At 31.2% G+C, this 22,337-nt stretch carries 18 protein-coding genes; 2 read left to right on the top strand and 16 right to left on the bottom strand.

Going from position 1 to position 22,337, the window contains the following annotated elements:
• Positions 1-31 precede the first annotated feature (31 nt).
• The 14 genes from kynU to O9267_RS12600 all read right to left on the bottom strand — a co-directional run bounded on the left by kynU (position 32) and on the right by O9267_RS12600 (position 18,262).
• Entirely contained in the window at positions 32-1,309 is a 1,278-nt protein-coding gene (gene kynU, locus O9267_RS12535; RefSeq protein ID WP_298180095.1) for a kynureninase, read from the bottom strand.
• Between the two features lie 271 nt (positions 1,310-1,580).
• Positions 1,581-2,630 (bottom strand): tRNA preQ1(34) S-adenosylmethionine ribosyltransferase-isomerase QueA, encoded by a 1,050-nt coding sequence (queA, locus tag O9267_RS12540; RefSeq protein ID WP_298180097.1) that lies wholly within the window; start codon positions 2,628-2,630, stop codon positions 1,581-1,583.
• 168 nt (positions 2,631-2,798) lie between these two features.
• Complete coding sequence (aroA, locus tag O9267_RS12545; RefSeq protein WP_298180099.1) at positions 2,799-4,055, bottom strand: 3-phosphoshikimate 1-carboxyvinyltransferase; 1,257 nt, start codon at positions 4,053-4,055, stop codon at positions 2,799-2,801.
• 41 nt (positions 4,056-4,096) lie between these two features.
• Positions 4,097-4,423, bottom strand: coding sequence for a nucleotide pyrophosphohydrolase (locus O9267_RS12550; RefSeq protein WP_298180101.1), 327 nt, complete (start codon positions 4,421-4,423; stop codon positions 4,097-4,099).
• Positions 4,424-4,619: 196 nt separating this feature from the next.
• Positions 4,620-6,608 (bottom strand): DUF3857 domain-containing protein, encoded by a 1,989-nt coding sequence (locus O9267_RS12555; RefSeq protein WP_298180103.1) that lies wholly within the window; start codon positions 6,606-6,608, stop codon positions 4,620-4,622.
• 5 nt (positions 6,609-6,613) lie between these two features.
• Positions 6,614-8,518, bottom strand: a complete 1,905-nt coding sequence (locus O9267_RS12560; protein WP_298180105.1) for a DUF3857 domain-containing protein — start codon at positions 8,516-8,518, stop codon at positions 6,614-6,616.
• Between the two features lie 5 nt (positions 8,519-8,523).
• On the bottom strand, positions 8,524-10,548 hold the full coding sequence (locus O9267_RS12565) for a DUF3857 domain-containing protein (protein WP_298180108.1): 2,025 nt from the start codon (positions 10,546-10,548) through the stop codon (positions 8,524-8,526).
• Between the two features lie 5 nt (positions 10,549-10,553).
• Positions 10,554-12,461, bottom strand: a complete 1,908-nt coding sequence (locus O9267_RS12570) for a DUF3857 domain-containing protein (RefSeq protein ID WP_298180110.1) — start codon at positions 12,459-12,461, stop codon at positions 10,554-10,556.
• A 50-nt stretch (positions 12,462-12,511) separates the two neighbouring features.
• Positions 12,512-12,964, bottom strand: coding sequence for a D-aminoacyl-tRNA deacylase (gene dtd, locus O9267_RS12575; RefSeq protein ID WP_298180111.1), 453 nt, complete (start codon positions 12,962-12,964; stop codon positions 12,512-12,514).
• A gap of 86 nt (positions 12,965-13,050) precedes the next feature.
• Positions 13,051-14,031: a ribosome small subunit-dependent GTPase A gene (gene rsgA / locus O9267_RS12580; protein ID WP_298180113.1), complete on the bottom strand. Its 981-nt coding sequence runs from the start codon at positions 14,029-14,031 to the stop codon at positions 13,051-13,053.
• Between the two features lie 91 nt (positions 14,032-14,122).
• Positions 14,123-15,205: a bifunctional 3-deoxy-7-phosphoheptulonate synthase/chorismate mutase type II gene (locus O9267_RS12585; RefSeq protein ID WP_298180115.1), complete on the bottom strand. Its 1,083-nt coding sequence runs from the start codon at positions 15,203-15,205 to the stop codon at positions 14,123-14,125.
• Between the two features lie 163 nt (positions 15,206-15,368).
• On the bottom strand, positions 15,369-16,208 hold the full coding sequence (locus tag O9267_RS12590) for a prephenate dehydrogenase (protein WP_298180117.1): 840 nt from the start codon (positions 16,206-16,208) through the stop codon (positions 15,369-15,371).
• A gap of 2 nt (positions 16,209-16,210) precedes the next feature.
• Positions 16,211-17,353: an aminotransferase class I/II-fold pyridoxal phosphate-dependent enzyme gene (locus tag O9267_RS12595; RefSeq protein WP_298180118.1), complete on the bottom strand. Its 1,143-nt coding sequence runs from the start codon at positions 17,351-17,353 to the stop codon at positions 16,211-16,213.
• An 81-nt stretch (positions 17,354-17,434) separates the two neighbouring features.
• A complete protein-coding gene (locus O9267_RS12600; RefSeq protein ID WP_298180120.1) occupies positions 17,435-18,262 on the bottom strand; it encodes a prephenate dehydratase in 828 nt (275 codons plus the stop codon).
• Positions 18,263-18,723: 461 nt separating this feature from the next.
• On the opposite strand from O9267_RS12600, the gene gldA reads away from it, so the two are divergent.
• Entirely contained in the window at positions 18,724-19,623 is a 900-nt protein-coding gene (gene gldA, locus O9267_RS12605) for a gliding motility-associated ABC transporter ATP-binding subunit GldA (protein ID WP_298180122.1), read from the top strand.
• A gap of 109 nt (positions 19,624-19,732) precedes the next feature.
• On the opposite strand, the gene O9267_RS12610 is transcribed toward gldA, so the two are convergent.
• Both O9267_RS12610 and O9267_RS12615 read right to left on the bottom strand, forming a co-directional pair.
• Positions 19,733-20,488 (bottom strand): head GIN domain-containing protein, encoded by a 756-nt coding sequence (locus tag O9267_RS12610; RefSeq protein WP_298180124.1) that lies wholly within the window; start codon positions 20,486-20,488, stop codon positions 19,733-19,735.
• A complete protein-coding gene (locus O9267_RS12615) occupies positions 20,485-21,576 on the bottom strand; it encodes an acyloxyacyl hydrolase (protein ID WP_298180126.1) in 1,092 nt (363 codons plus the stop codon). Before O9267_RS12615 ends, O9267_RS12610 begins: the two co-directional genes overlap by 4 nt.
• Before the next feature lie 125 nt (positions 21,577-21,701).
• Here O9267_RS12615 and O9267_RS12620 point away from each other — a divergent pair, with 125 nt between their 5' ends.
• Positions 21,702-22,334: a 7-carboxy-7-deazaguanine synthase QueE gene (locus tag O9267_RS12620; protein ID WP_298180128.1), complete on the top strand. Its 633-nt coding sequence runs from the start codon at positions 21,702-21,704 to the stop codon at positions 22,332-22,334.
• Positions 22,335-22,337 lie beyond the last annotated feature (3 nt).

The raw sequence follows: 22,337 nt of genomic DNA on the forward strand, positions 1-22,337 counted from the left end.
GGCGAGATTCCTTTTTTTTTATTTGAAATAGTTACCTATTTTCTATAATCCCTTGTTTTAATATCTGTCCAAAGTTGTACATATCTTCATACGATGTATATAACGGAACTGGAGCAAGACGAATTACGTTTGGTTCGCGCCAATCGGTTATGACACCATTACTCATTAAATAGTCAAACAAACTTCGTCCTTCTCCATGAAGAAAAACAGATAATTGACAAGCTCTTTCTTCTTGATTTGATGGAGTAATTACTTCAAATGTACTGTCTACTTCTTTGTCTATTTCGTGAAGAATGAATTCTAAATAAGATGTGATTTGATTTCGTTTTGCGATTAGTTTATCCATTCCAACTTCGGCAAATAGTTCTACTGATGCTAAATATGGTGCTAAAGAAAGAATTGGTAAATTAGAAACTTGCCATCCATCAGCGCCATGAACTGGATCGAAAGTGGGTTCCATTTTGAAACGTCTTTCTTTGTTATGTCCCCACCAACCAGCGAATCTTGGTAAGTTGGAATGATGGTGTTTTTCGTGAACAAAACAACCCGAAGCATTTCCTGGTCCTGAATTCATATATTTATACGAACACCAAGCAGCAAAATCTATATTCCAATCGTGGAGTTCTAATTTTATATTTCCAGCTGCGTGAGCTAGGTCAAAACCAACGTTTGCACCAACTTTATGCCCAGCTTCGGTGATGGTTTTCATGTCAAAAACTTGTCCAGTGTAATAGTTTACACCTCCAAATAATACTAAAGCCAATTCATCGCCGACTTCTTCAATTTTGGCTAAAATATCTTCTAGTCTAATGTTGTGTTCGCCTTCACGTCTTTTGATTTCGACTATTGCTTCTTTTGGGTCAAATCCGTGATGATTGACTTGCGATTGAAACATATATTGATCTGACGGAAATGCTTTTTCTTCGCAAATGATTTTGTAACGCGTTTTGGTTGGACGATAAAACGAAACCATTAGCAAGTGTAAATTGATTGTTAATGTGTTCATTACGGCAACTTCTGAAGGTTTTGCCCCGACAATTTTGCTTAATGGTTCTGCAAAACGTTCTTGATAATCCCACCAAGGTTTATCGGCATAAAAGTGACCTTCGACCGCTAGATTTGCCCAATCGTTCATTACTTCATCAACGTAGGTTTTGGCAGATTTTGGTTGTAAACCAAGTGAATTTCCTGTGAAGTAGATTACATCTTTTCCGTTGTGTTGTGGGAAAATGAATTGTTGTCTATATTTTTTTAATTCGTCTTGTGTGTCAAGTTGTTTTGCGAATTCAAGTGTGTTTTGAAATGTCATTGTGTGATTTGTTTGAAATTACGATAGAGACAAGGCGGTGCCTTGTCTGTACTGAATATTTTGTAAATATAAAGAAAAAAAGATGTTTTGAAAAAATGATTTTGTGTAAGACGACAACTGTCTAGCCCTGATTGGAGCGGCACCATGTAGAGCGTAAAGCAGGAAAATGGTTTATAGAAATGCCTGAAACATTCGCTCAAAAAAAAATCTCACCATTTCTGATGAGATTCTTATAGTAATGAGCACTTCGACTGCGCTCAATGTGACAAAATTATAGTATCAACATTGCGTCTCCGTAAGAATAGAATTTGTATCCTTCTTTGATAGCTTCTTCGTATGCTTTTTTCATTAAATCGTGTCCACAGAAAGCAGAAATCATCATTAATAATGTTGATTTTGGTGTGTGAAAATTGGTTATCATACAATTAGCAATACTGAAATCGTGCGGAGGAAAAATAAATTTATTTGTCCAGCCATCGTAAGTATTAAGTGTTCTTGCAGAAGAAACAGAACTTTCAATAGCACGCATAGAGGTTGTACCAACAGCGCAAATTCTTTTCTTTTTGATTTTTGCTTCGTTTACAATATCGCAAGCTTCTTGTGTGATTTTTAGTTCTTCAGAATCCATTTTGTGTTTAGACAAATCTTCTACTTCAACTGGATTGAATGTTCCTAAACCTACGTGAAGAGTTACTTCGGCAAATTTTACACCTTTTATTTCTAATCTTTTTAGTAAATGTCTAGAAAAGTGTAAACCAGCAGTTGGAGCAGCAACAGCACCTTCTTCTTTGGCGTAGATTGTTTGGTAACGGTCGGCATCGTCTTCGTTTACCTCACGTGTTATATATTTTGGAATTGGAGTTTCACCAAGTTCTGTAAGTTTGTATCTGAATTCTTCATAAGAACCGTCGTATAAGAAGCGTAAAGTTCTACCGCGAGATGTGGTATTGTCGATTACTTCGGCTACTAATGAATCGTCATCGCCAAAATAAAGTTTGTTACCAATTCTGATTTTACGAGCTGGATCAACTAAAACATCCCATAAACGTTGTTCTGCGTTTAGTTCTCTTAACAAGAAGACTTCAATTCTTGCACCAGTTTTTTCTTTGTTACCATACATTCTTGCAGGGAAAACTTTGGTGTTGTTAAGAATAAGAACATCTTCGTTATCGAAATAATTGATTAAGTCTTTAAACAATTTGTGTTCGATGGTTTTCTTTTCACGGTTGATAACCATTAAACGAGATTCGTCTCTGTTTTCAGCTGGAAATTCGGCAAGAAGTTCTTTTGGTAAATTAAAATTGAAGTGCGATAATTTCATTAAAAAGAGTTTAAAGGTTTAAAGTTTAAAAGAAATTTCTAACTCTCAAACAAGTGTGCAAATATACGATTGTGAAATAGGCGTTGTCAAGTGTTTTGATGTTTATTTTGAAAAGTTTATGAGTTTAGAGGTTTAAGAGTTTAAAAGTTTACTGAAATAGTAAACAATTTATATATCTGAAATCTTAAATCCAACCTTTTTCAAATCTTCCCAAAAAGTTGGATACGATTTAGAAACTACTTCGGCATCTTCTATAATTAATGAAGTTTTAAGAGCTAATGGTGCAAATGCCATTGCCATTCGGTGATCTTGATAGGTTTTTATTGTTTTGTTTTCAAGAATTTTTGAAGATGATTCTAATGTTAAACTATCGTTTGTAACCGAAATATTTGCTCCAAGTTTGGAAAGTTCTGTTTTTAGGGCTTCTAAACGGTCGGTTTCTTTTATTTTCAATGTGTGTAAACCTGTTAAATGGCAAGCAATTCCTAATCCGGAACACGTAACTGCAATTGTTTGGGCTATGTCTGGACAGTTGTTTAGGTTGTAGGTTTTAGGTTTTAGGTTGTGGGTTGTAAATTTTGATATTGTAATTGAATTATCTTTATTGAAAATAGTTTCAACTCCGAAATCTTTATAAATTTCTGGCAAAATGGAATCGCCTTGTAAACTGTTTTGCTTATAGCTTGATAATGTGATTTCTGTTCCAATTTTGGATAAAGCAACTATTGAAAACCAATAAGATACTGATGACCAATCTGATTCTATAGTTAGGGTTGTAGGTTGTAGGTTATAGGTTGTAGATTGTACTGAAATTATGTTATTTGTAAAAGATGTTTCTACGCCAATTTCATTTAGTAATGCCAAAGTCATTTTGATGTAAGGAATAGAAGTTATTTCGCCGTCAAGCGTTAGTTCTAATCCATTTTCAAGTTTTGGAGCAATTAATAAAAGTGCTGAAATATATTGACTACTAACATTTGCTGGAAGTGAAACTTTGTTTTGCGTTAATTTCTTCCCTTTGATTTTTATAGGCGGAAAACCCTCTTTTTCTTCATAATTAATTTCGGCACCAAGTTGTTGTAATGCTTCCACCAAAATCTTAATTGGACGTTCTTTCATTCGAGATGAACCAGTTAGAACAACTTCTTTTCCTTCTTGAATGGCAAAAAAAGCGGTTAGAAAACGAATGGCTGTTCCTGCGTGGTGAACGTCTATTAGTTTCGGGTTGCGAGTTTCGGGTTGCGAGTTTTCTAGTGCTTTGGACATCACATCAGAATCATCTGAATTGGAGGTATTTCCTAGAATAATATTAGGATATAAAGCCTGCAACAATAACAATCGGTTGGTTTCTGACTTGGAACCTGTGATTGAAAGTTTCGAGTTTCGAGTTTCGAGTTTTGAAATATGTTTTAGAAGTAAATTCACTTTTTTTGATTTAGCTGAATACTGAGACTGAAAACCACTAACTATTTCAATTTCTCATTATTATGATGTCTATCATGATCACGATTTGTTTTCAAATCCATTTTTTTATCAAAAGCGGCTTGCAGGTCAATTCCTGTTTGGTTGGCTAGGCACAAAACTACAAAAACTACATCGGCCAATTCTTCGCCTAAATCTTTGTTTTTATCGCTTTGTTTTTCAGATTGTTCTCCGTAACGACGTGCAATGATTCTTGCCACTTCGCCAACTTCTTCTGTAAGTTGTGCCATATTAGTTAGTTCATTAAAATAACGAACACCGTGATTTTTTATCCAGTTGTCAACTTCTAGTTGAGAGTTTTTTAGGTTCATGTCTTTATTTGTAAATTATGAATAGAACAAATATAAATAAATGTGAATTGAGAAAGGTCAATCGTTTGGAATTTTTGTAAAAAGTGTAAAGCTTTGGGTTATTTGTAAAAAATAGAAAAGTATTGAAAACTGTTTTCTTTGGTTGTTCAATACTGTTCTAATTCATTAAAAAAGAGATGGGGAAAGCAACCTAAATTTATAATCTCTTTAAAACAATTTTTTCGTTTTGTTTTTCAATCATTTGTTTGTAGAAATCTTTTATTCCATCATAATAATCTTGGTGAATTAGGGCAGAATTAATTTCGGTTATTACAGAAAGTTGAATTTTATTTTCTGAATTATTTGATTTGTAAGTAAACATCATCTCGCCATTGGGAGTTTTGATTGTAATTGATTTTGGCAAAGATTCAATTGTATAGCCTTGCGGGATTTCCATACCAATAACAAATCTTTTTTGACTTGGATATCTGTAATAAATTGGTAGTTGTCTTTTTTCTTGTGTGAAAGGATTTTTGCCAATTTCAAAAAACAAAAGCGGATTGATATAAAGTTTATCGCTTATTTTTTCGATATGATTTTTGGATATAAAGCTATACGTTTCTACAATTGGTTTGGTCAAATCAGTTGCTTCATTTTCGATACTATAATCTGTTATTGAAATGTCGTTGTGATCGTTTTCAAGTTTTTCAATATAAGTTTGATTGTTTATTCCTTTGTAATTTTTTCTAAAATTGTAGGCTTCATAATCGGTTCTTTGAGTACGAACTTTGCCTGATAAATCTTCATTGCCATCAATAGTAACAATCATATTGGTGTTTTCTTTGGATAAAAATTCTGGAACAAGATTTATTTCTTCAGAAGAACCATCATTTCTTATTAATCTTCCAGTCCAATTTAGATCTCGGAAGGGTAAAATATTTAAAGTTGTATTTTTATCAGTTGCATCCATCAATGTTCTTTTATTATCAATATCGACAGCAACAATTAAATAATTAAATACGGTTCTATTTGGAAAAACGGGAATTCCGTGATCGACTGTGCTTAACAATACTGGAAAAGCTGTGATTCCAGCATAATTGAGCATTGATAGCAACAGTAAATTAATTTCGGCAACATTTCCTGTTTTTTCTATGTAGGCATTTGGGAGTTTTTTGTTGGTTAAATAGCCATATTTTTTATCCCAATTCATTTTGTTTTGAACAAACTTAAAGATTGTATTGGCTTTTTGAATTTGAGTTGTATCGTTTTTTATTATCAATCTCAAATCGCTGTCAAAGAATGATTTATCTTTTAGTTCGTCACCGAATTCTTTATTTTTATAAATGTCTTTGGCGACATCATCCCAAGTTTGAGAATACAGTTTTACGGGAACATCAGGGAAACGTGTTTTTTCTAATTCGTGATGCAAAGCACTTTTATAATTATCAATATTATCAACATATTCTTCTTCTAAAAGCGCAGGAATATCTTTTGCATTGTAAAGGCTATTAATTTGCTGATAGCTTACATTTACAGTTTGATTGTTTTCGTTGGTAAAATTTTGATAACCATTTCCAATTTTGGTGTCTGATTCAAATTTGAAGAAGCCTACAGATATTGGTCTGTAAATAAAAAATTCAGGAATTTCTGTTTTATATTCACAAAAATTCACGGGAATATCATATTGAAAATCAAACACAGGAAACTTTACTATATTTTCAGATTTCAAAATATATTTGAATTCAATGATAGAACCAACTTTTACATTGGGCATTGTTATACTTGCTTCGTTCCAGTATTCATTTACATTTTTTTTGAAGCTTCCTTCGTTATTCAGTTTAGTTTTAACAATTGCTCCATTTTCAATATTGTAGGTTACAGCATTTGAAAATTTTACTGTTTCATCTTCCAAATTTTCATAACCAACATAATAAGGAACTTGAAAATTTGCCCAATTTAAACCTTCTATTTTGTATATTTTTATTCTAAATTCAATTTCATGAATAGCACTAAATCCTTTTTTATTTTCATACCTGAAATGTGAATACCCTTTTTTGTATAAAATTGTAGCAACAGCAGTTGTGTCTTTCGGATGTTGCTTTTCTTTTAATTCTTCTAAAGTCACTTTTCCCAATTCATATTTTTGAGAAAAAACAGAAGTTGAAAGTAGTAAGAAAAGGGTTAGTAATGCTTTGTAAAGTTTCATTTATATTATAATTTCTTTAAAACAATTTTTTCGTTTTGTTTGTCAATCATTTTCTGGAAAAAATCTTTAAGAGTTGGATAAAATTCAGAAGAAACAATTGCTGCGTTTATTGAGTATGTAATTCTCAATTGAATTTTATTTCCTGAATCTTCAATTAAATATTTAAAAGCACCTATGTCTTCCTCTGTTATAAATTTGGATTGAAAAGGCAATGTTTCAACTTTGTAACCTTCTGGTATTTCAATATTTATATTATAAGATTTTTCAAATGGGAAGCCAAAGTCTACTGGATATTCTCTTTTTTCTTGCTTGAAAGGATTTTCATTAACAGATAGAAAGAACAATGGTGAAATATATAGTTTATCATTTATAACTTCAAAAGCGTTAGTGTCTTTAAACGAATAAGTTTCAACTAGTGGTTTAAACAAATCTAATTCATTATCTCTAATATAATCTGAAATTTCTAATGCATCATTTTTGTCTTCTAATTTTTCGAGATATGTCTCTTTATCTATATTTATGTTTTCTTGGCGAAAGTTCAAGGCATTGTGTCCATTAAATTGTGTTCTTATTTTTCCATTTATTCCGCCTTTGTCATCTAATGTTACTTGTAAATTATTTATTTCAGTTGAAAGGTTTGTAGGTGTTAAGTTGACTTCTGTTGAAGTTCCGTCTTTTCGTATTAATCGTCCAAACCAGTTTAGATCTCTTGTCGGCAAAATATTTGGTGTTGAATATGGTTCAGTTGCATCTAGCAAAATTAATCCATCTTCAATTTCAATAGCGGAAATTACATAATTAAAAGCAGTTCTGTTAGGAAAAAAAGCAATTCCGTTAGATCGAGTACTTAATAAAACAGGGTTGGCATCAACTCCAGCATAACGCAACATAGCGGTTAGCATCAGGTTTATTTCTGCAACATTTCCGATATTGTCTTTATAAGCTTTTTTTACACCATCATTGCAATAATAGCTTGTAAAATTATTCCATTTTACTTTAGATTTTACAAATGAAAAGATAGCAGCTATTTTTTCATCACGAGTAGTTATTCCTGAAATTAAAGTATTTATGTCTTCTTCAAAATAGCCAATTTTTTTTAATTCGCCTCCAAAATCATCATTTAGATATATTTTTTCAGTAACAGCTTCCCAGTTTGTTGTGTATTCTTTGTAAAATCTGCCAGGAATATTAATCATTGCCAATTCAAAAGAAACACTAGCTTTATAGTTATTTATATTATTAACAAAAGGCTCTTCATTCATTGCAGGAATATTTTTCAGGATATACTTTGTTAAAGTATCATCGTTATATTTACCTTCAGTTGAAATTTTTGGAAAATAATACCCTTTTATTTGTTTATTGAAAACCAACGCGTTGGGAATCAAAAAATTATACTCTGAATAATTTACTGGAATATTAGTTTGAAAATACCAATCTCTAGGTGTATTGTAACCTGGTGTTCTACTTTGATATTCATATTCAATTATTGATCCTTCTTTTATATTAGGCATTGCAATTTTTTTTCGAGATCTATATTTGTTGATCTTTTCATCAAATTCACCGTTACTTTTAAGTTTTGTTTTTTCAATTTTACCATCAACCAAGTTGTAAGTAAATGCATCTGAAAAGTAAACATTTTCTCCTAAAAAATAGGGGACCTCAGTATTTGCCCATTCGTAGCCTTCTTTTTTGTATATTTTAATTCGTGTAGTCACTTTTGTAATTGTTGTTGCGTCTTCAAAATAAGTTTTTCCGATTTCAAACAAAATTGCTGCTACAGCACTAGTATCGATTGGATGTTGTTTTTCTTGAAGTTCTGCAATAGAAACTTTTCCCAATTCATATTTTTGAGAAAAAACAGAAGTTGAAAGTAGTAAGAAAAGAGTAAGTGATACTTTGTAAAGTTTCATTTAAATTATAATTTCTTTAAAACAATTTTTTCGTTTTGTTTGTCAATCATTTTTTGGAAAAAATCTTTCAGTGTTGGGTAAAATTCAGAAGAAACTATTGCTGCATTTATTGTTGTAGTGATTTTCATTTGAATTTTATTTCCAGTATTAGAAATTAAATATTTGAAAATCGCCAAATTTTCGTCGGTTACAAATTTAGCTTGAGCAGGTAATGTTTCAATTGTATAACCTTCAGGAATTTCTATATTTACATTATAAGAATCTTCAAAAGGAAATCCAAAATCTACAGGATATTCACGTGTTTCTTGTTTGAATGGATTTTCATTAACAGATAAAAAGAACAAAGGTGAAACATAAATTTTGTCATTAATAATTTCAAAAGCATTAGTGTCTTTAAACGAATATGTTTCAATAATAGGTTTTGATATGTCTAAATCATTGTCTCTAACATAATCAGAGATTTCTATAGAGCCTTTGTCACTTTCTAGTTTTTCAAGATAAGTTTCTTTATTAATGTTTATTTTTTCTTGGCGAAAGCTCAAAGCATTATGTCCAGCATATTGTGTTCTTATTTTTCCACTAATCCCGCCTTTGTTGTCTAATGTTACTTGTAAATTGTTTATTTCAGTTGAAATATTTGTTGGCGTTAAATTCACTTGAGTTGAAGTTCCATCTTTACGGATTAATCTTCCAAACCAGTTTAAATCTCGAGTTGGTAAAACATTTGGCACCGAATATCTATCAGTTGCATCAAGTAAAATTAAGCCTTCTTCAATTTCAATAGCTGCGATAACATAATTGAAAGCAGTTCTGTTAGGAAACAAAGCAATTCCGTTATCTCGAGTACTTAATAAAACAGGGTTGGCATCAATTCCTGCATAACGCAACATAGCAGTTAGCATTAGGTTTATTTCGGCAACATTTCCAACATTGTCTTTGTACGCTTTTTTTACACCATCATTGCAGTAGTAACTTGTGTAGTCATTCCATTTTACTTTCGATTTTACAAATGAAAAGATAGTGGCTATTTTTTCATCTCGAGTAGTTAAACCTGAAATTATAGTGTTTATGTCTTCTTCAAAATAGCCAGTTTTGTTTAATTCACCGCCAAAATCGTCATCTTCGTATATCTTTTTGGTAACAGTTTCCCAGTCGGTAGAGTAAGTTTTATAGGGTTGATTTGGATAGCGAGTCATAGTTAACTCATGTGAAATACTAGACGTATAATTATCAATATTATTAACAAAAGCTTCATCTTTCATTGATGGAAGATTTTGAGAAATATATGTTGTTTGTGTTTCTTCATAATCAATTTTATCAGAGCTAAAAGTTGTTTTTAATCCAGCAAAACCATCACTAGATCTTTCTTTGCTGTTTATTGTTATTGAAGAAGTCTTTTTTTCAACTGTTGTTTTTGGAAAAACAAACCCTTTTTGATTAGGTTTATAAACATAATATTCAGGAATGTAGGTTTTGAACTCTGAGTAATTTACGGGAATTGAAGTTTGAAAACTCCAATCTTTCATCGTTACTATATTTGTATTTGGAGATTTGATAGTGTATTCATATTCAATAATAGAACCTTCTTTTACATTAGGCATTGAGATTTTTTTCTGTGACCAATATTTATTTATTTTTTCATCAAACTCACCATCACTTTTAAGTTTTGTTTTTTCAATTTTCCCTGCTACTAAATTATAAGTTATTGCATCATCAAAGCTTATAGTTTCTCTCATATTTGAAGGAATATAATATCTAACTACTTTATTAGCCCATTCGTATCCTTCTTTTTTGTAAATTTTTATTTTAGCTTGAACAGTTGTAATCATAACAAATCCTTCGTTCTGAGAATATTCAAAAGTTACTTTGCCTTTTTCAAATAGTATTGCAGCTGGAGCTTCAGGTTCTGTTGGATGCTGTTTTTCTTCAAGTTCAGCAATAGTTACTTTCCCTAATTCTAATTTTTGAGCATTTGAATTTGTTATGAATAAAATGCTAACAAGAAGAAATAATTGTTTTTTAAAGTTCATGATTATTATTTTTTGAGTAATACAATTTTTGCGTTATCGTTACGAGCAATTTGGTCCATAAAAAGACGATAATCCTCATATTCGGTTTTAGAATAAATTCCTTTTTTGATAAAAAGTGTTCTCTTATAGAGTAAATTAGTTTCGTTTTGTTTTACAATTTCAGTTTTATATTCGCCAAATTTACTTTTGAGTTCATAATTCTGTGGAATTGATTCTACTGTATATTCAGTAGGCAATGTGATAGTTGTCTCATCAGTGTCAGCAAATCCTCTTTGAATTTGAAAAGGTGTTTTTCTGTTTCTAATTCTTTTTAAATTTGATTGATATTGATTAAAAGCATTAACAACAAAAATTAAGTTATTGGCAGATGGCTTAGCATAATTTTCGGCTGATAGGTCAATTTTTTCGGTAAAAGAAATTTTTTCTTTATTGTTTGTAAATTCTGTTTTAATGAGCTTTAAATTGGCAATGTTATCCCAGTATTCTTTAAGTTTTGCTTCTTTTTCAGTTGGTAATAGAGTTTCAATTCTAACTTTTTCTGCATATTGTGTTCCGTATGTTTCAATAGCAACAGCACCAACAAGGCTTCCAGTATCTGATATAGCGTAATTTCCAATACTTTTTTGAATGTTTTTTTCATCTTCATAAATGGTCGTATGCACAATTTCGCCACCTTCAGGTTTTATAATCAAAACATCTCTATCGTCAGTAAAAATACCTTGGTAGCCAAAAGGATCAGTCTGACTTGTACATTCTAAAAACACATTTTTTTCTTTATCAGGAATGCATAAAATCATGTGATTTCCTTGCATAGAAACAAAGTCTGATTGAATATCTCGTTTGCTTCTGTCACCATATAAAATAGTGTTGTAAGAAGGAACATTCACAACATCAAGCAATGCTTTTGTGTAATTACTTAAGGCTTTACAATCTCCATAACCCAAACGATCAACATCTTTTGCATACATTGGTTTCCAGCCTCCAATTCCAACTTGAATACTGACATATCTTGATTTGTCTTGTACATATTGATAAATTATTTTTGCTTTTTTTATTGGGTCAGTTTCGTTTCCAACAAGTGCTTTTATTTTTATTTTTGTTTCTTCTGGAAGCTCAATAGTGCCCGATAGTATTTTCTCATAATACCACTTTCCAAATTGTTCCCAAGATTTTGCAGTTCCATCAACGCCTTCAAGATGGAATGATTCTAATCCTAAGAAAACTTTAGGAAACACTTCAGAAAAAATGGGACTATAATCTTCCTTTTTTTGCGCAACAACATTGCTTATAGAATAGGATAATTTGTTTGAACTTTGATTTTTTTCAATCGTTTTGAAATTTTCAAAGTTCATTTCTTTTGATTTAAAACCCAAATCATTCGGATAAGTTACATTCAAAATTGATTTTTCAATACCCAAATAATAGTCAGTAACAGGCATCCAGCTTGGAATAAATGCTGTGCTGGATGTTTCAATTTCACTTTCGTAAATAATCGTAAATGGATATTCGGTAGGAGTATAGTCTAGATAAATTACTCTATTGTCAGAAAAAAGAGTGATACCATCAAGTATGGCTTGTTCTCTAAAATCTTTTCTTTTTATTTTTTTAATTTCAATTCCAAATGAATTAAAAACAGTTGCGCCAATTTCGTTTACAGATAAATTTTTGCTATAATATTCAACAGCATCTATTGAAGAAAGTCCTGCTTTGTTAAAAACAGTTACAATATGTTGCTTATGGATATACATTTCTCTTTGCGATTTTATAGCAATATCAATTTGGTTGAGACGAACAACGGCGTCTGCATTTTGCTTTAAACTATCAGGTATTTTGGTAATTGAATAATCGAACTTTTGACCAAATAGTGAGCTTGAAAAGAAAAAAATTGAGAAAATATAAACGAGTGCTTTCATACAAAAAACTTATATTCAAAAATATAAAATTTTCTTACATGAACAATAAATTACTCTTTATTTTTTGTATCAATAATTATAGTAACTGGTCCTTCATTAATTAGTGAGACTTTCATGTCGGCTCCAAACTGTCCAGTTTGTACTTTTTTCCCGATTTCCAATTCCATTTGAGTGATGAAATTTTCGTAAAGTGGAATAGCAATATCAGGTTTTGCCGCTTTTATATAAGATGGTCGATTTCCTTTTTTGGTTAGCGCATGAAGAGTAAATTGACTCACAACAATAACATCACCATCAATATCTTTTAGTGATAAATTCATAACATCATTTTCATCACCAAAAATGCGAAGATTGGCTATTTTAGATGTTAACCAATCAATATCTTCTTGTGAATCTACTTCTTCTATTCCGATTAAAATTAGTATACCAGAATTAATAGTTGCAACGATGTTATTATTTATTTCAACAGATGCTTTTGATACACGTTGTATAACTGCTTTCATATTAATTGGTTTACAATGCGTTATTCTTTATGAGATTCCTACGGAATGACAAACTAGGCGAACTGAAAACTGCGACTGAAAACTGTTTACTTGTTCCTCGTTTCATCACTTGCAATTCTATCATCATTATAAATATCGGTGCGGTAATGTTCGTCATCGCCTTCTAGAATTTTTAGATAACTGTTGTAGCGTGTCCACGAAATTTCATCTTTTTCTAAAGCTTCTTTTATAGCGCATTTGGGTTCTTCTTTGTGAAGGCAATTATTGAATTTGCATTTATCTTTCAATTTGAAAAATTCAGGGAAATAACCGCTGATTTCTTCTTTTTCCATGTCAACAATTCCGAAACCTTTAATTCCTGGCGTGTCGATAATTTTTGCTCCAAAAGACAAATCATACATTTCGGCAAAAGTTGTGGTGTGTTGACCTTGCATACTTTGCTCTGAAATAGTTTTAGTTTTTAGATGCAAACTTGGTTCTAAAGCATTTACCAAAGTTGATTTTCCTACGCCCGAATGACCCGAAAACATCGTAGTTTTTCCAGTCATTATTTCTTTTAATTCTTCAATACCTTTGCTTTCTTTAGCAGAAACACGCAAGCATTTATATCCAATTTCTTGGTAAACATGTTGCATATACAATTGCTCATCTAATGTTGTTTCGTCTAAAGTATCAATTTTATTAAAAACCAAAATGGTTTCGATACCATAAGCTTCGGCGGTAACCAAAAACCTGTCAATAAAATTAAATGTCGTTGGCGGATTATTTACTGTAATTAAAAGAAAAACATAATCCAAATTGGAAGCAATAATGTGCATTTGATGCGACAAATTTACCGATTTTCTAACAATGTAGTTTTTTCTTTCGTGAATGTTGGTAATTGTTCCAGTAACAACATCTGAAGTTTCATCTAAATCATAATCAACAACATCGCCAACCGCAATTGGATTGGTGCTTTTTATTCCTTTAATTCGGAATTTTCCTTTGATACGACATTCCATAAAATCTCCTTGTTCAGATTTTACGGTGTACCAACTTCCAGTAGATTTATAAACTAGTCCTGTCATTAACGATTGAAGATTAACGAATTTTGAATTCAGATTTATGCAAAAGTAAACAAATCAAAAATCAAAAATCGTTAATCAGCATTCAAAAATCTTAAGAATTAAATATTTTCTCTTGATGATTGATACTTTCTTGATGAATGGCTTTAAAAAACTGAATGATGAATTCTTCACTCAATCCTTTTTGACAACCATCGGCAACCATTTTATCTAACACTTCATTCCAACGTTTGTTTTGCAAAACCGCTACATTTTTCTCTTTTTTTAATGCTCCGATATCTTCTGCAACTTGCATTCTTTTTCCAATTACATCCAATAATTTGGAATCAAATTCATCAATTTTTTCGCGAAGTTTGTTTAATCTCTGTTGATAATCATCGGCGTCATCGGTTTCTTTTCTTATGGTTAAATCAATGAATATTTGTTTTAAACGATCAGGTGTAATTTGCTGAGCTGCATCACTCCAAGCATTGTCTGGATCAATATGAGTTTCGATTATCATTCCGTCATAATTCAAATCCAAAGCTTCTTGGGTTACTTGAAAAATCATATCACGATTTCCCGTAATGTGCGAAGGATCAATAATCAATGGTAAATCCGGAAATTTATGTTGAAAATCAATAGCTATTTGCCATTCAGGATTATTTCTATATTTTGTTTTTTCATAAGTTGAAAATCCTCTATGAATAATGCCCAATTTTTTAATTCCTGCATTATACAAACGCTCAACACCGCCAATCCACAAAGCTAAATCAGGATTTACTGGATTTTTCACCAATACAATTTTCTCTGTATTTTGCAAAGCATCAGCAATTTCTTGCACTGCAAATGGATTTACAGTAGTTCGTGCACCAATCCACAAAACATCAATATCATGCTCTAATGCCAATTTTACGTGAGCAGCAGTAGCTACTTCAGTTGCCATCAATAATCCAGTTTCTGCTTTTGCCTTTTGCAACCATTTTAATCCAATTTCACCAACACCTTCAAATCCGCCTGGACGTGTTCGAGGTTTCCAAATTCCAGCTCTATAAATTGAAACATCAGAATTTTTTAATTCATGAGCAATTTTAAGTACTTGATCTTCTGTTTCTGCACTACAAGGTCCAGCAATTACTAGCGGATGATCTAATTTAAAATCATCTAACCACGTTCTCATTTCTTTTTTGTTTTCCATTTTTGATTGTATATTGTATAATGTATTGATGTATAATGTACTGATGTATAATGTATTGATGTATAATGTATTGATGTATAATATAACTACATAAAACGATATACAATATATATTTTAACTTTACAGTTTTACATTATACAGTATACAATTATACAGTATACATTTATTTTAATATTTCTTTAATTCTATTCGTGTTTTGCATTTCGTTGTAAACTTCTTCGTAGTTATCATTTTCTAATAATTTCTTGAAGTTTGATAAATTCTGAATGTATTCTTCTAACGATTTTATAACTTGTTTTTTATTTTGTTTAAAAATTGGTGTCCACATGGCTGGTGAACTTTTGGCTAAACGAACCGTACTTTCAAATCCGGAACCTGCCATATCAAAAATATCTTGTTCGTCTTTTTCTTTTTCAATAACAGTTTTTCCTAGCATGAACGAACTTATGTGCGACAAATGCGAAACATAAGCGATATGTTTATCATGCGATTTTGGATCCATATATCGAATACGCATTCCGAGTTTTTTGAACAAATCCATTGCTTTTTCTTGCAATTTGAAAGTCGTTTTTTCAACCTCACAAATGATGTTTGTTTTACCTTCATATAAACCTTTAATTGCTGCTTTTGGTCCTGAAAATTCTGTTCCTGCAATTGGATGACAAGCCATGAAATTTCTTCTTTTTGGATGATTTTCAATTGCTTCACAAATTGGATTTTTGGTTGAACCAACATCAAAAACCAAGGATTGTTCTCCAATTTTATTCAAAATCTCTGGCAAAATTACTAAAGCAACATCAACTGGCACAGCAACGATTACTAAATCTGCGTTAATTAAATCATTTTCGGTTGCTTTTTGGTCAATAATTTCGAGATTTAATGCTTCTTCAAGATGTTTTTCGTTGGCATCAATTCCGAAAATCGTGGCATCATCATAAATTGATTTGATGTCTAATGCCATTGAACCGCCGATTAATCCTGTTCCGATTATGTATATTTTCATAACTAAAATCTTTTTATCGCTTCAACGATATTTTCTTCTTTTACACACAATGAAAATCGAATATATCCTTCACCGTTACTACCAAAAATGGTTCCTGGTGTTAGAAAAATATGTTTTTCGTATAATAAATTATCTATGAATTCTTCCGATTGAATTCCGGCTGGTAATTTTGCCCAAACGAACATTCCGACTGCGTTTTTATCAAAGGCACAATTCATTTTTTCTGCTAATTCAAAAATCAAATTTCTTCTTTTGGTGTAAACTTCATTCTGAGTTTCGAACCAATCTTTTCCTAGTTTTAATGTGGCAATTGCTCCTTTTTGAATTCCGTAAAACATTCCCGAATCCATATTGCTTTTTACTTTTAAAATGGCATCAATTAAAGTTGCATTTCCTGAAACCATTCCGACACGCCAACCTGCCATATTAAATGTTTTGCTTAACGAATTCAATTCTAAAGCAATATCTTTTGAACCTTCTATTTGAAAAATGGACAACGGATTTTCGTTCAAAACAAAACTATACGGATTGTCATTTACTATTAAAATATTATGTTTTTTTCCAAAATTAATTAGTTTTTGATACAATTCTAAAGTGGCATTGGCGCCTGTTGGCATGTGTGGATACGAAACCCACATCAATTTCACTTTTGATAAATCGGTTTTTTCTAATGTTTCAAAATCAGGTTGCCAATTGTTTTCTTCTTTTAAATCGTAATAAACTGCTTTTGCCTGAACCAACTCAGTGACAGAAGCATAAGTTGGATAACCTGGATTTGGAATTAAAACTTCGTCGCCTTCATTCAAAAAAGCTAACGAAATATGCATAATCCCTTCTTTCGAACCCATTAATGGCAACACTTCATTATTTGAATTTAATTCTACATTGAAATTGTTTTTATAAAAATCAGCAAAACCTTGACGTAATTCTGGTAAACCTTGATAGCTTTGATACTCATGAGCTTTTTCATCAAACATTGCATTTTGAATTGCTTCAATTACAGAAGAATGTGGTGCCAAATCTGGACTTCCTATTCCCATATTGATGATTGGTTTTCCTTCTGACATGAGTTGTCTTACCTCTTTCAATTTTCTTGAGAAGTAGTACTCTTGAACGGTTTCTAGTCTTTTTGCTGTTGTAATCATATTTTTTCAATGTCAATATCAATTACAATGTCAATATCAACTTTTAAATTGATTTTTTATTGACATTGAATTTGATTTTTGTTATTGCTTTTTGTTCTTGTATTCTCCCAATACTTTGAATTGATTCGTCATTATTTCTAAAATTTTAACCGCTTTTTCATAGTGTTTGTACTTTTCAAAAACCACATCTACAAAAAATGAATATTGAAAAGGTGTATCAATAATGGGCATAGATTGAATTTTGGTTAGATTTAATTTGCAATTCGTCATTACATTTAACACCGTTGCCAAACTTCCTGGTGTGTCGTCCAACTCAAACTTTATGGATGCTTTATTAATTTCTTCTTTATTTACTTGACTTTTTTCTTTACTAATTATAAAAAAGCGTGTCATATTATTATTTACCGTTTGAATTTCTGGAGCGATTATGTTTAAATTATATAATTCTGCTGCGACTTTGCTTCCAATTGCGGCAATTCCATTTAGTTGATTTTGATGAATTCTTCTTGCAGTTTCAGCTGTATCTTTATCTTCTACTAATTTAATGTTTTGATGCTTTTTCAAGAAATCCATACACTGTAACAACGCTATTGGATGGGAATGTACTTCTTGAATTTCTTCTAATTTTTGTCCATTCAAAACCATTAAATTCTGAATAATATCCAAATAATATTCACCAATGATGTGAAAATTATTCTTATCAATCAAAGCATAATTTGGAATAATCGAACCTGCGATAGAATTTTCAATTGCCATTACAGCTAATTGTGATTGATTGTTTTTCAAACTATCGGCAAGTGCTTCAAATGACAAACATTCATCGATAGCAACATTTTCTTGAAAATACTCCAAAGCTACTTGATGGTGAAATGATCCTTTAATTCCTTGTATGGCTATTTTTTCTTTCATTTTAGTCAAAAAAAAATCCCGATTTGCATCGGGATTACTATTTATGTTTTCTATATAAATTACTTTTTTACATAACACAATAACAATCCCTGTTTCTTCCAAAAAAAGAAATAAGAAAAATTGTTATAATATGTTGCGAAAATTATACTCATTGTTGTTTTATGTTTTGCTAAAGTAGAAAATTAAAGTTTAGGTTTTACAAAAATTATTAAAAAAGTTACGGAAACGTTTTCGTGAAAATGTTTTAGACACAAATTTCACGAATTAGCACAAATTATCAGATTTTGTAATTATTACACGAATTTAATAAGTTACATTATATTAGTGAAATAATTTTAATAATGTTTTCGTGATAATTAGTGAAATTCGTGTCAAATCATAAACATTGATTTTTGACGTTATTATCTTTATGTTTTTCGATTTCCTTTAGTATTTATTACATTTGCTTCAAATATCAAGTTATGTCAATAGAAGTTCAAAATATTTCAAAAAGTTATGGTGCTCAAAAAGCATTAGACAATGTTTCATTTTCTGTAAAAAAAGGAGAAATTGTTGGTTTTCTTGGTCCGAATGGTGCTGGAAAATCTACTTTAATGAAAATTTTGACGACTTATATCAATTCTGATGAAGGAAAAGCTTCTGTAAATGGAAACGATGTAAACGAAAATCAGAAGGCTGTGCAGCAATCGGTTGGGTATTTGCCAGAGCACAATCCGTTGTATTTGGATTTATATGTTCGTGAATATTTAGAATTCAATGCTGATGTTTATAAAGTGGCTAAATCTAGAATTGAAGAAGTGATTCAACTAACGGGTTTGTCTGCTGAAAGTCATAAAAAAATTGGACAATTATCTAAAGGTTATCGTCAACGTGTTGGATTAGCAACTGCTTTATTGCATAATCCTGATGTTTTGATATTGGATGAACCAACAACTGGTTTAGATCCAAATCAGTTGGTTGAAATTAGAAATGTGATTAAAAACGTCGGTAAAAATAAAACGGTATTTCTTTCTACACATATTATGCAAGAAGTAGAAGCTATTTGTGACCGCGTAATCATTATCAATAATGGAAAAATTGTTACTGATAAAAAACTAGATAAATTAGTTTCAGATATAGTAGAACAAGTTATTGAAGTTGAGTTTGATAAAGAAATAAATGAAGAATTATTTTCAAAATTATCAGATTTAAAATCATTCAAAAACACACACAATAAAATCTGGGAATTGACTTTTGAATCTGAAAATGATATGCGACCTTCAGTATTTGATTTTGCCCAAGAAAATGGTTTACGTGCACTGCAATTGACTTTGAAAAGTAAAAATTTAGAAGCAATTTTTAGAGAAAAAACAGCTAACTAGTTGTTGAAAAAATGTGATATAATCCTTGATGCCTAGCCCAGATAGAAGCGGCATCCTTTTTCTTTTTTCTTTAAAAAGGAAAAGATATAGCGGATAGCAGGATTAGCTTCTAATTATAAAAAATCTGTCCTTGGTAAAATGCTTGTAAAGTATTGATTGGCGGATTGTTTTTCAGAATTACATTTCCTGTACTTACTAGTTTTCCTTCAACTTTTTCGGTTGGATTTACTATAATATCGTTAGAACCTCGATGGTAAATCCAAATGTTTTTTGCTAGAAAGTTTTGCGTTTCAACTCTGCCGTCGCCATTGTAAATTCCTACCACAAATTCGTTGGTGTTCCCAGAAATATAATAACGTGAATAGCTATTGTTTTGAATTTCAAATCGGTTATTGCTGATTTGCATTATAAAATCGCCTGTTCCTGCGCCATCTCTATCATCGCCTTTGTCATCTAAAGCTACCAATTTTAAATTAGGATAGGTCAAAATGCCGTTTGAACTGATATTTCTATCTGTTTTAGAATAAATTTCAACTATGTTTGGAGCCGTTATCAATGCTTTTGTTTGCCCATATTCTCTAACCCAATTGCAGGTTGCGTTGTCTTTGAGATATAAAGTTGTAGCATCTTGCGAAACAGCAACGTTTTCTATCAAGTTTTCGCCTGTTTGAATTTGAACTTTATATTCTGAACCTTCTGTAATTATAACTTCAATTCCAGCTTCGACATCAATTCTTGTAAACGAAGAAACAGTAAAATCTTTGGTTATTGTTGCGCCAGAAGATTCTATACAATCGCTTGGTTTTTCGCATCGACAAAAAGCGATTAAGATACTAAATACATATATTAGTGTTGTTTTTTTCATAATCTTACTCCAACTCCAAATTCAAAAGCTTCTGCAACAAAAAGGTGCGTTTTTAATCCGCCAACAACAAATACTTTGTCTGTTAAATAATATTTCAAGCCCAATCTGTTATATATATCCAAATCTTCTTTGAAAGGTTTGTAAACATAATAGCCAACTTGGGTTTCGATTGACAATTTATTGATAAAAAGTTCGTGTCCAACAAAAATACCAACTCGTTTATAGTCTGTATTTGGGTCGATATATTTTTCAAATGAAGAAATTGAGCGGTATTTGATGTATTCTTTTAGACTTTGTGTCAAAAATAATTCGGTTCCAAGTTGAATGGCACTTTTTCGGTTAAGACGTTTATCGGCATAAAATCCTAAATGGTAAAAAGGATATTGTCCGCTATTGATAATGGGACTTTCATTCACGCCAGTTTTGGCAACAAAGTTATATTTTATAGTTTCTTTATAGCAAGTTGTATCTGAAATGGTACTATTGTTTTGAGTTTCTTTTTTATCAAAATTATAGTTCAAACCAACATTCAAGACATACGAATTAATGCCACTATTAGGTGATTTTATTCTTCCATTTGATGAATGTGTAAAAAGCAATCCAGCTTGAAAACCGATGTTTTCTATGAGATTTTCTTTTTTGTAATTTAAAGCAAAATTTATATTAGCATCCAATTTTGAACCAAAAGCTTTGTTCTTACTATTGGTGACTTTATCGTAAGGATTGGTATTATAGGTAATTCCTTGTGCTAATTTGAATTGCAATTTTCTATTTAAAAAGTAAAAATTATAGTGAGCACCAGCAGCATAATTGGTTCCTAAAAACTCATTTTTATAATCTTGATACATAAAATAACCGCCAAAATCTGGAAAATTATAAGCTCGATGCCATTCCTTTTTACCATGTGTTTGTTTAGAAAAACTAACCATAAAACCGTAAGGATGATCGGTGATAAGATGACCTAAATCTTGAGTGTGCGGCATTATGTTTCCTTTGAAAACACTGACATCAATAGAATTAGTGTTCTCAAAATCTTGAGAAAAAAGAAAAAAAGGAAATAAAACAAAGCCAAATAGGGGAAACCGCATTTACACAAATTATAAAAACAAAAGTAGATTTATAAATTTCAAAAAACAAATCACAAGTTTCAACTTCCATCATCTGACATCCATCATCCAACATTTTACTTATCTTTGCACAATAATTTCAAAAAATGCTTAAAAAAGAAATACAAACCGCTGTTGAAAAAGGAGAACTTTTACCGTTGATGGAAGAGTTTTACACTATTCAAGGCGAAGGTTATCATACGGGAACAGCGGCTTATTTTATTAGAATTGGTGGTTGTGATGTAGGTTGTCACTGGTGCGATGTGAAAGAAAGTTGGAATGCCGAGTTGCATCCGCCGACCAATGTTGATTTGATAGTTGATAATGCCAAAAAATATGCCGATACAGTTGTAGTTACTGGTGGCGAACCGCTAATGTGGGATATGTCGGTATTGACATCTAAATTGAAAGAAAGAAATTTAAAAGTACATATTGAAACTTCTGGTGCGTATCCACTATCTGGAACTTGGGATTGGATTTGTCTTTCGCCAAAGAAAACTATGTTGCCAACAGAAACGGTTTATGCCAATGCCAACGAGTTAAAAGTCATTATATACAACAAACACGATTTTATTTTTGCTGAGGAACAAGCGTTAAAAGTAAATCCGAATGCGATTTTGTTTCTACAACCCGAATGGAGCAAAAAAGAAGAAATGACACCGCAAATTGTTGATTATGTCATGAATAATCCAAAATGGCGCGTTTCGTTGCAGACTCATAAATATTTGAATATTCCTTAGTTT

Source organism: Flavobacterium sp., from assembly GCF_027531705.1.
Classification (GTDB): Bacteria; Bacteroidota; Bacteroidia; order Flavobacteriales; family Flavobacteriaceae; genus Flavobacterium.

Excerpts from the sequence above, each read along its gene's own strand:
- kynU (WP_298180095.1), bottom strand. The coding sequence starts at position 1,309 with ATGACATTTCAAAACACACTTGAATTCGCAAAACAACTTGACACACAA.
- queA (WP_298180097.1), bottom strand. The coding sequence starts at position 2,630 with ATGAAATTATCGCACTTCAATTTTAATTTACCAAAAGAACTTCTTGCC.
- O9267_RS12550 (WP_298180101.1), bottom strand. The coding sequence starts at position 4,423 with ATGAACCTAAAAAACTCTCAACTAGAAGTTGACAACTGGATAAAAAAT.
- O9267_RS12555 (WP_298180103.1), bottom strand. The coding sequence starts at position 6,608 with ATGAAACTTTACAAAGCATTACTAACCCTTTTCTTACTACTTTCAACT.
- O9267_RS12560 (WP_298180105.1), bottom strand. The coding sequence starts at position 8,518 with ATGAAACTTTACAAAGTATCACTTACTCTTTTCTTACTACTTTCAACT.
- O9267_RS12565 (WP_298180108.1), bottom strand. The coding sequence starts at position 10,548 with ATGAACTTTAAAAAACAATTATTTCTTCTTGTTAGCATTTTATTCATA.
- O9267_RS12570 (WP_298180110.1), bottom strand. The coding sequence starts at position 12,461 with ATGAAAGCACTCGTTTATATTTTCTCAATTTTTTTCTTTTCAAGCTCA.
- dtd (WP_298180111.1), bottom strand. The coding sequence starts at position 12,964 with ATGAAAGCAGTTATACAACGTGTATCAAAAGCATCTGTTGAAATAAAT.
- rsgA (WP_298180113.1), bottom strand. The coding sequence starts at position 14,031 with ATGACAGGACTAGTTTATAAATCTACTGGAAGTTGGTACACCGTAAAA.
- O9267_RS12585 (WP_298180115.1), bottom strand. The coding sequence starts at position 15,205 with ATGGAAAACAAAAAAGAAATGAGAACGTGGTTAGATGATTTTAAATTA.
- O9267_RS12590 (WP_298180117.1), bottom strand. The coding sequence starts at position 16,208 with ATGAAAATATACATAATCGGAACAGGATTAATCGGCGGTTCAATGGCA.
- O9267_RS12595 (WP_298180118.1), bottom strand. The coding sequence starts at position 17,353 with ATGATTACAACAGCAAAAAGACTAGAAACCGTTCAAGAGTACTACTTC.
- O9267_RS12600 (WP_298180120.1), bottom strand. The coding sequence starts at position 18,262 with ATGAAAGAAAAAATAGCCATACAAGGAATTAAAGGATCATTTCACCAT.
- gldA (WP_298180122.1), top strand. The coding sequence starts at position 18,724 with ATGTCAATAGAAGTTCAAAATATTTCAAAAAGTTATGGTGCTCAAAAA.
- O9267_RS12610 (WP_298180124.1), bottom strand. The coding sequence starts at position 20,488 with ATGAAAAAAACAACACTAATATATGTATTTAGTATCTTAATCGCTTTT.
- O9267_RS12615 (WP_298180126.1), bottom strand. The coding sequence starts at position 21,576 with ATGCGGTTTCCCCTATTTGGCTTTGTTTTATTTCCTTTTTTTCTTTTT.
- O9267_RS12620 (WP_298180128.1), top strand. The coding sequence starts at position 21,702 with ATGCTTAAAAAAGAAATACAAACCGCTGTTGAAAAAGGAGAACTTTTA.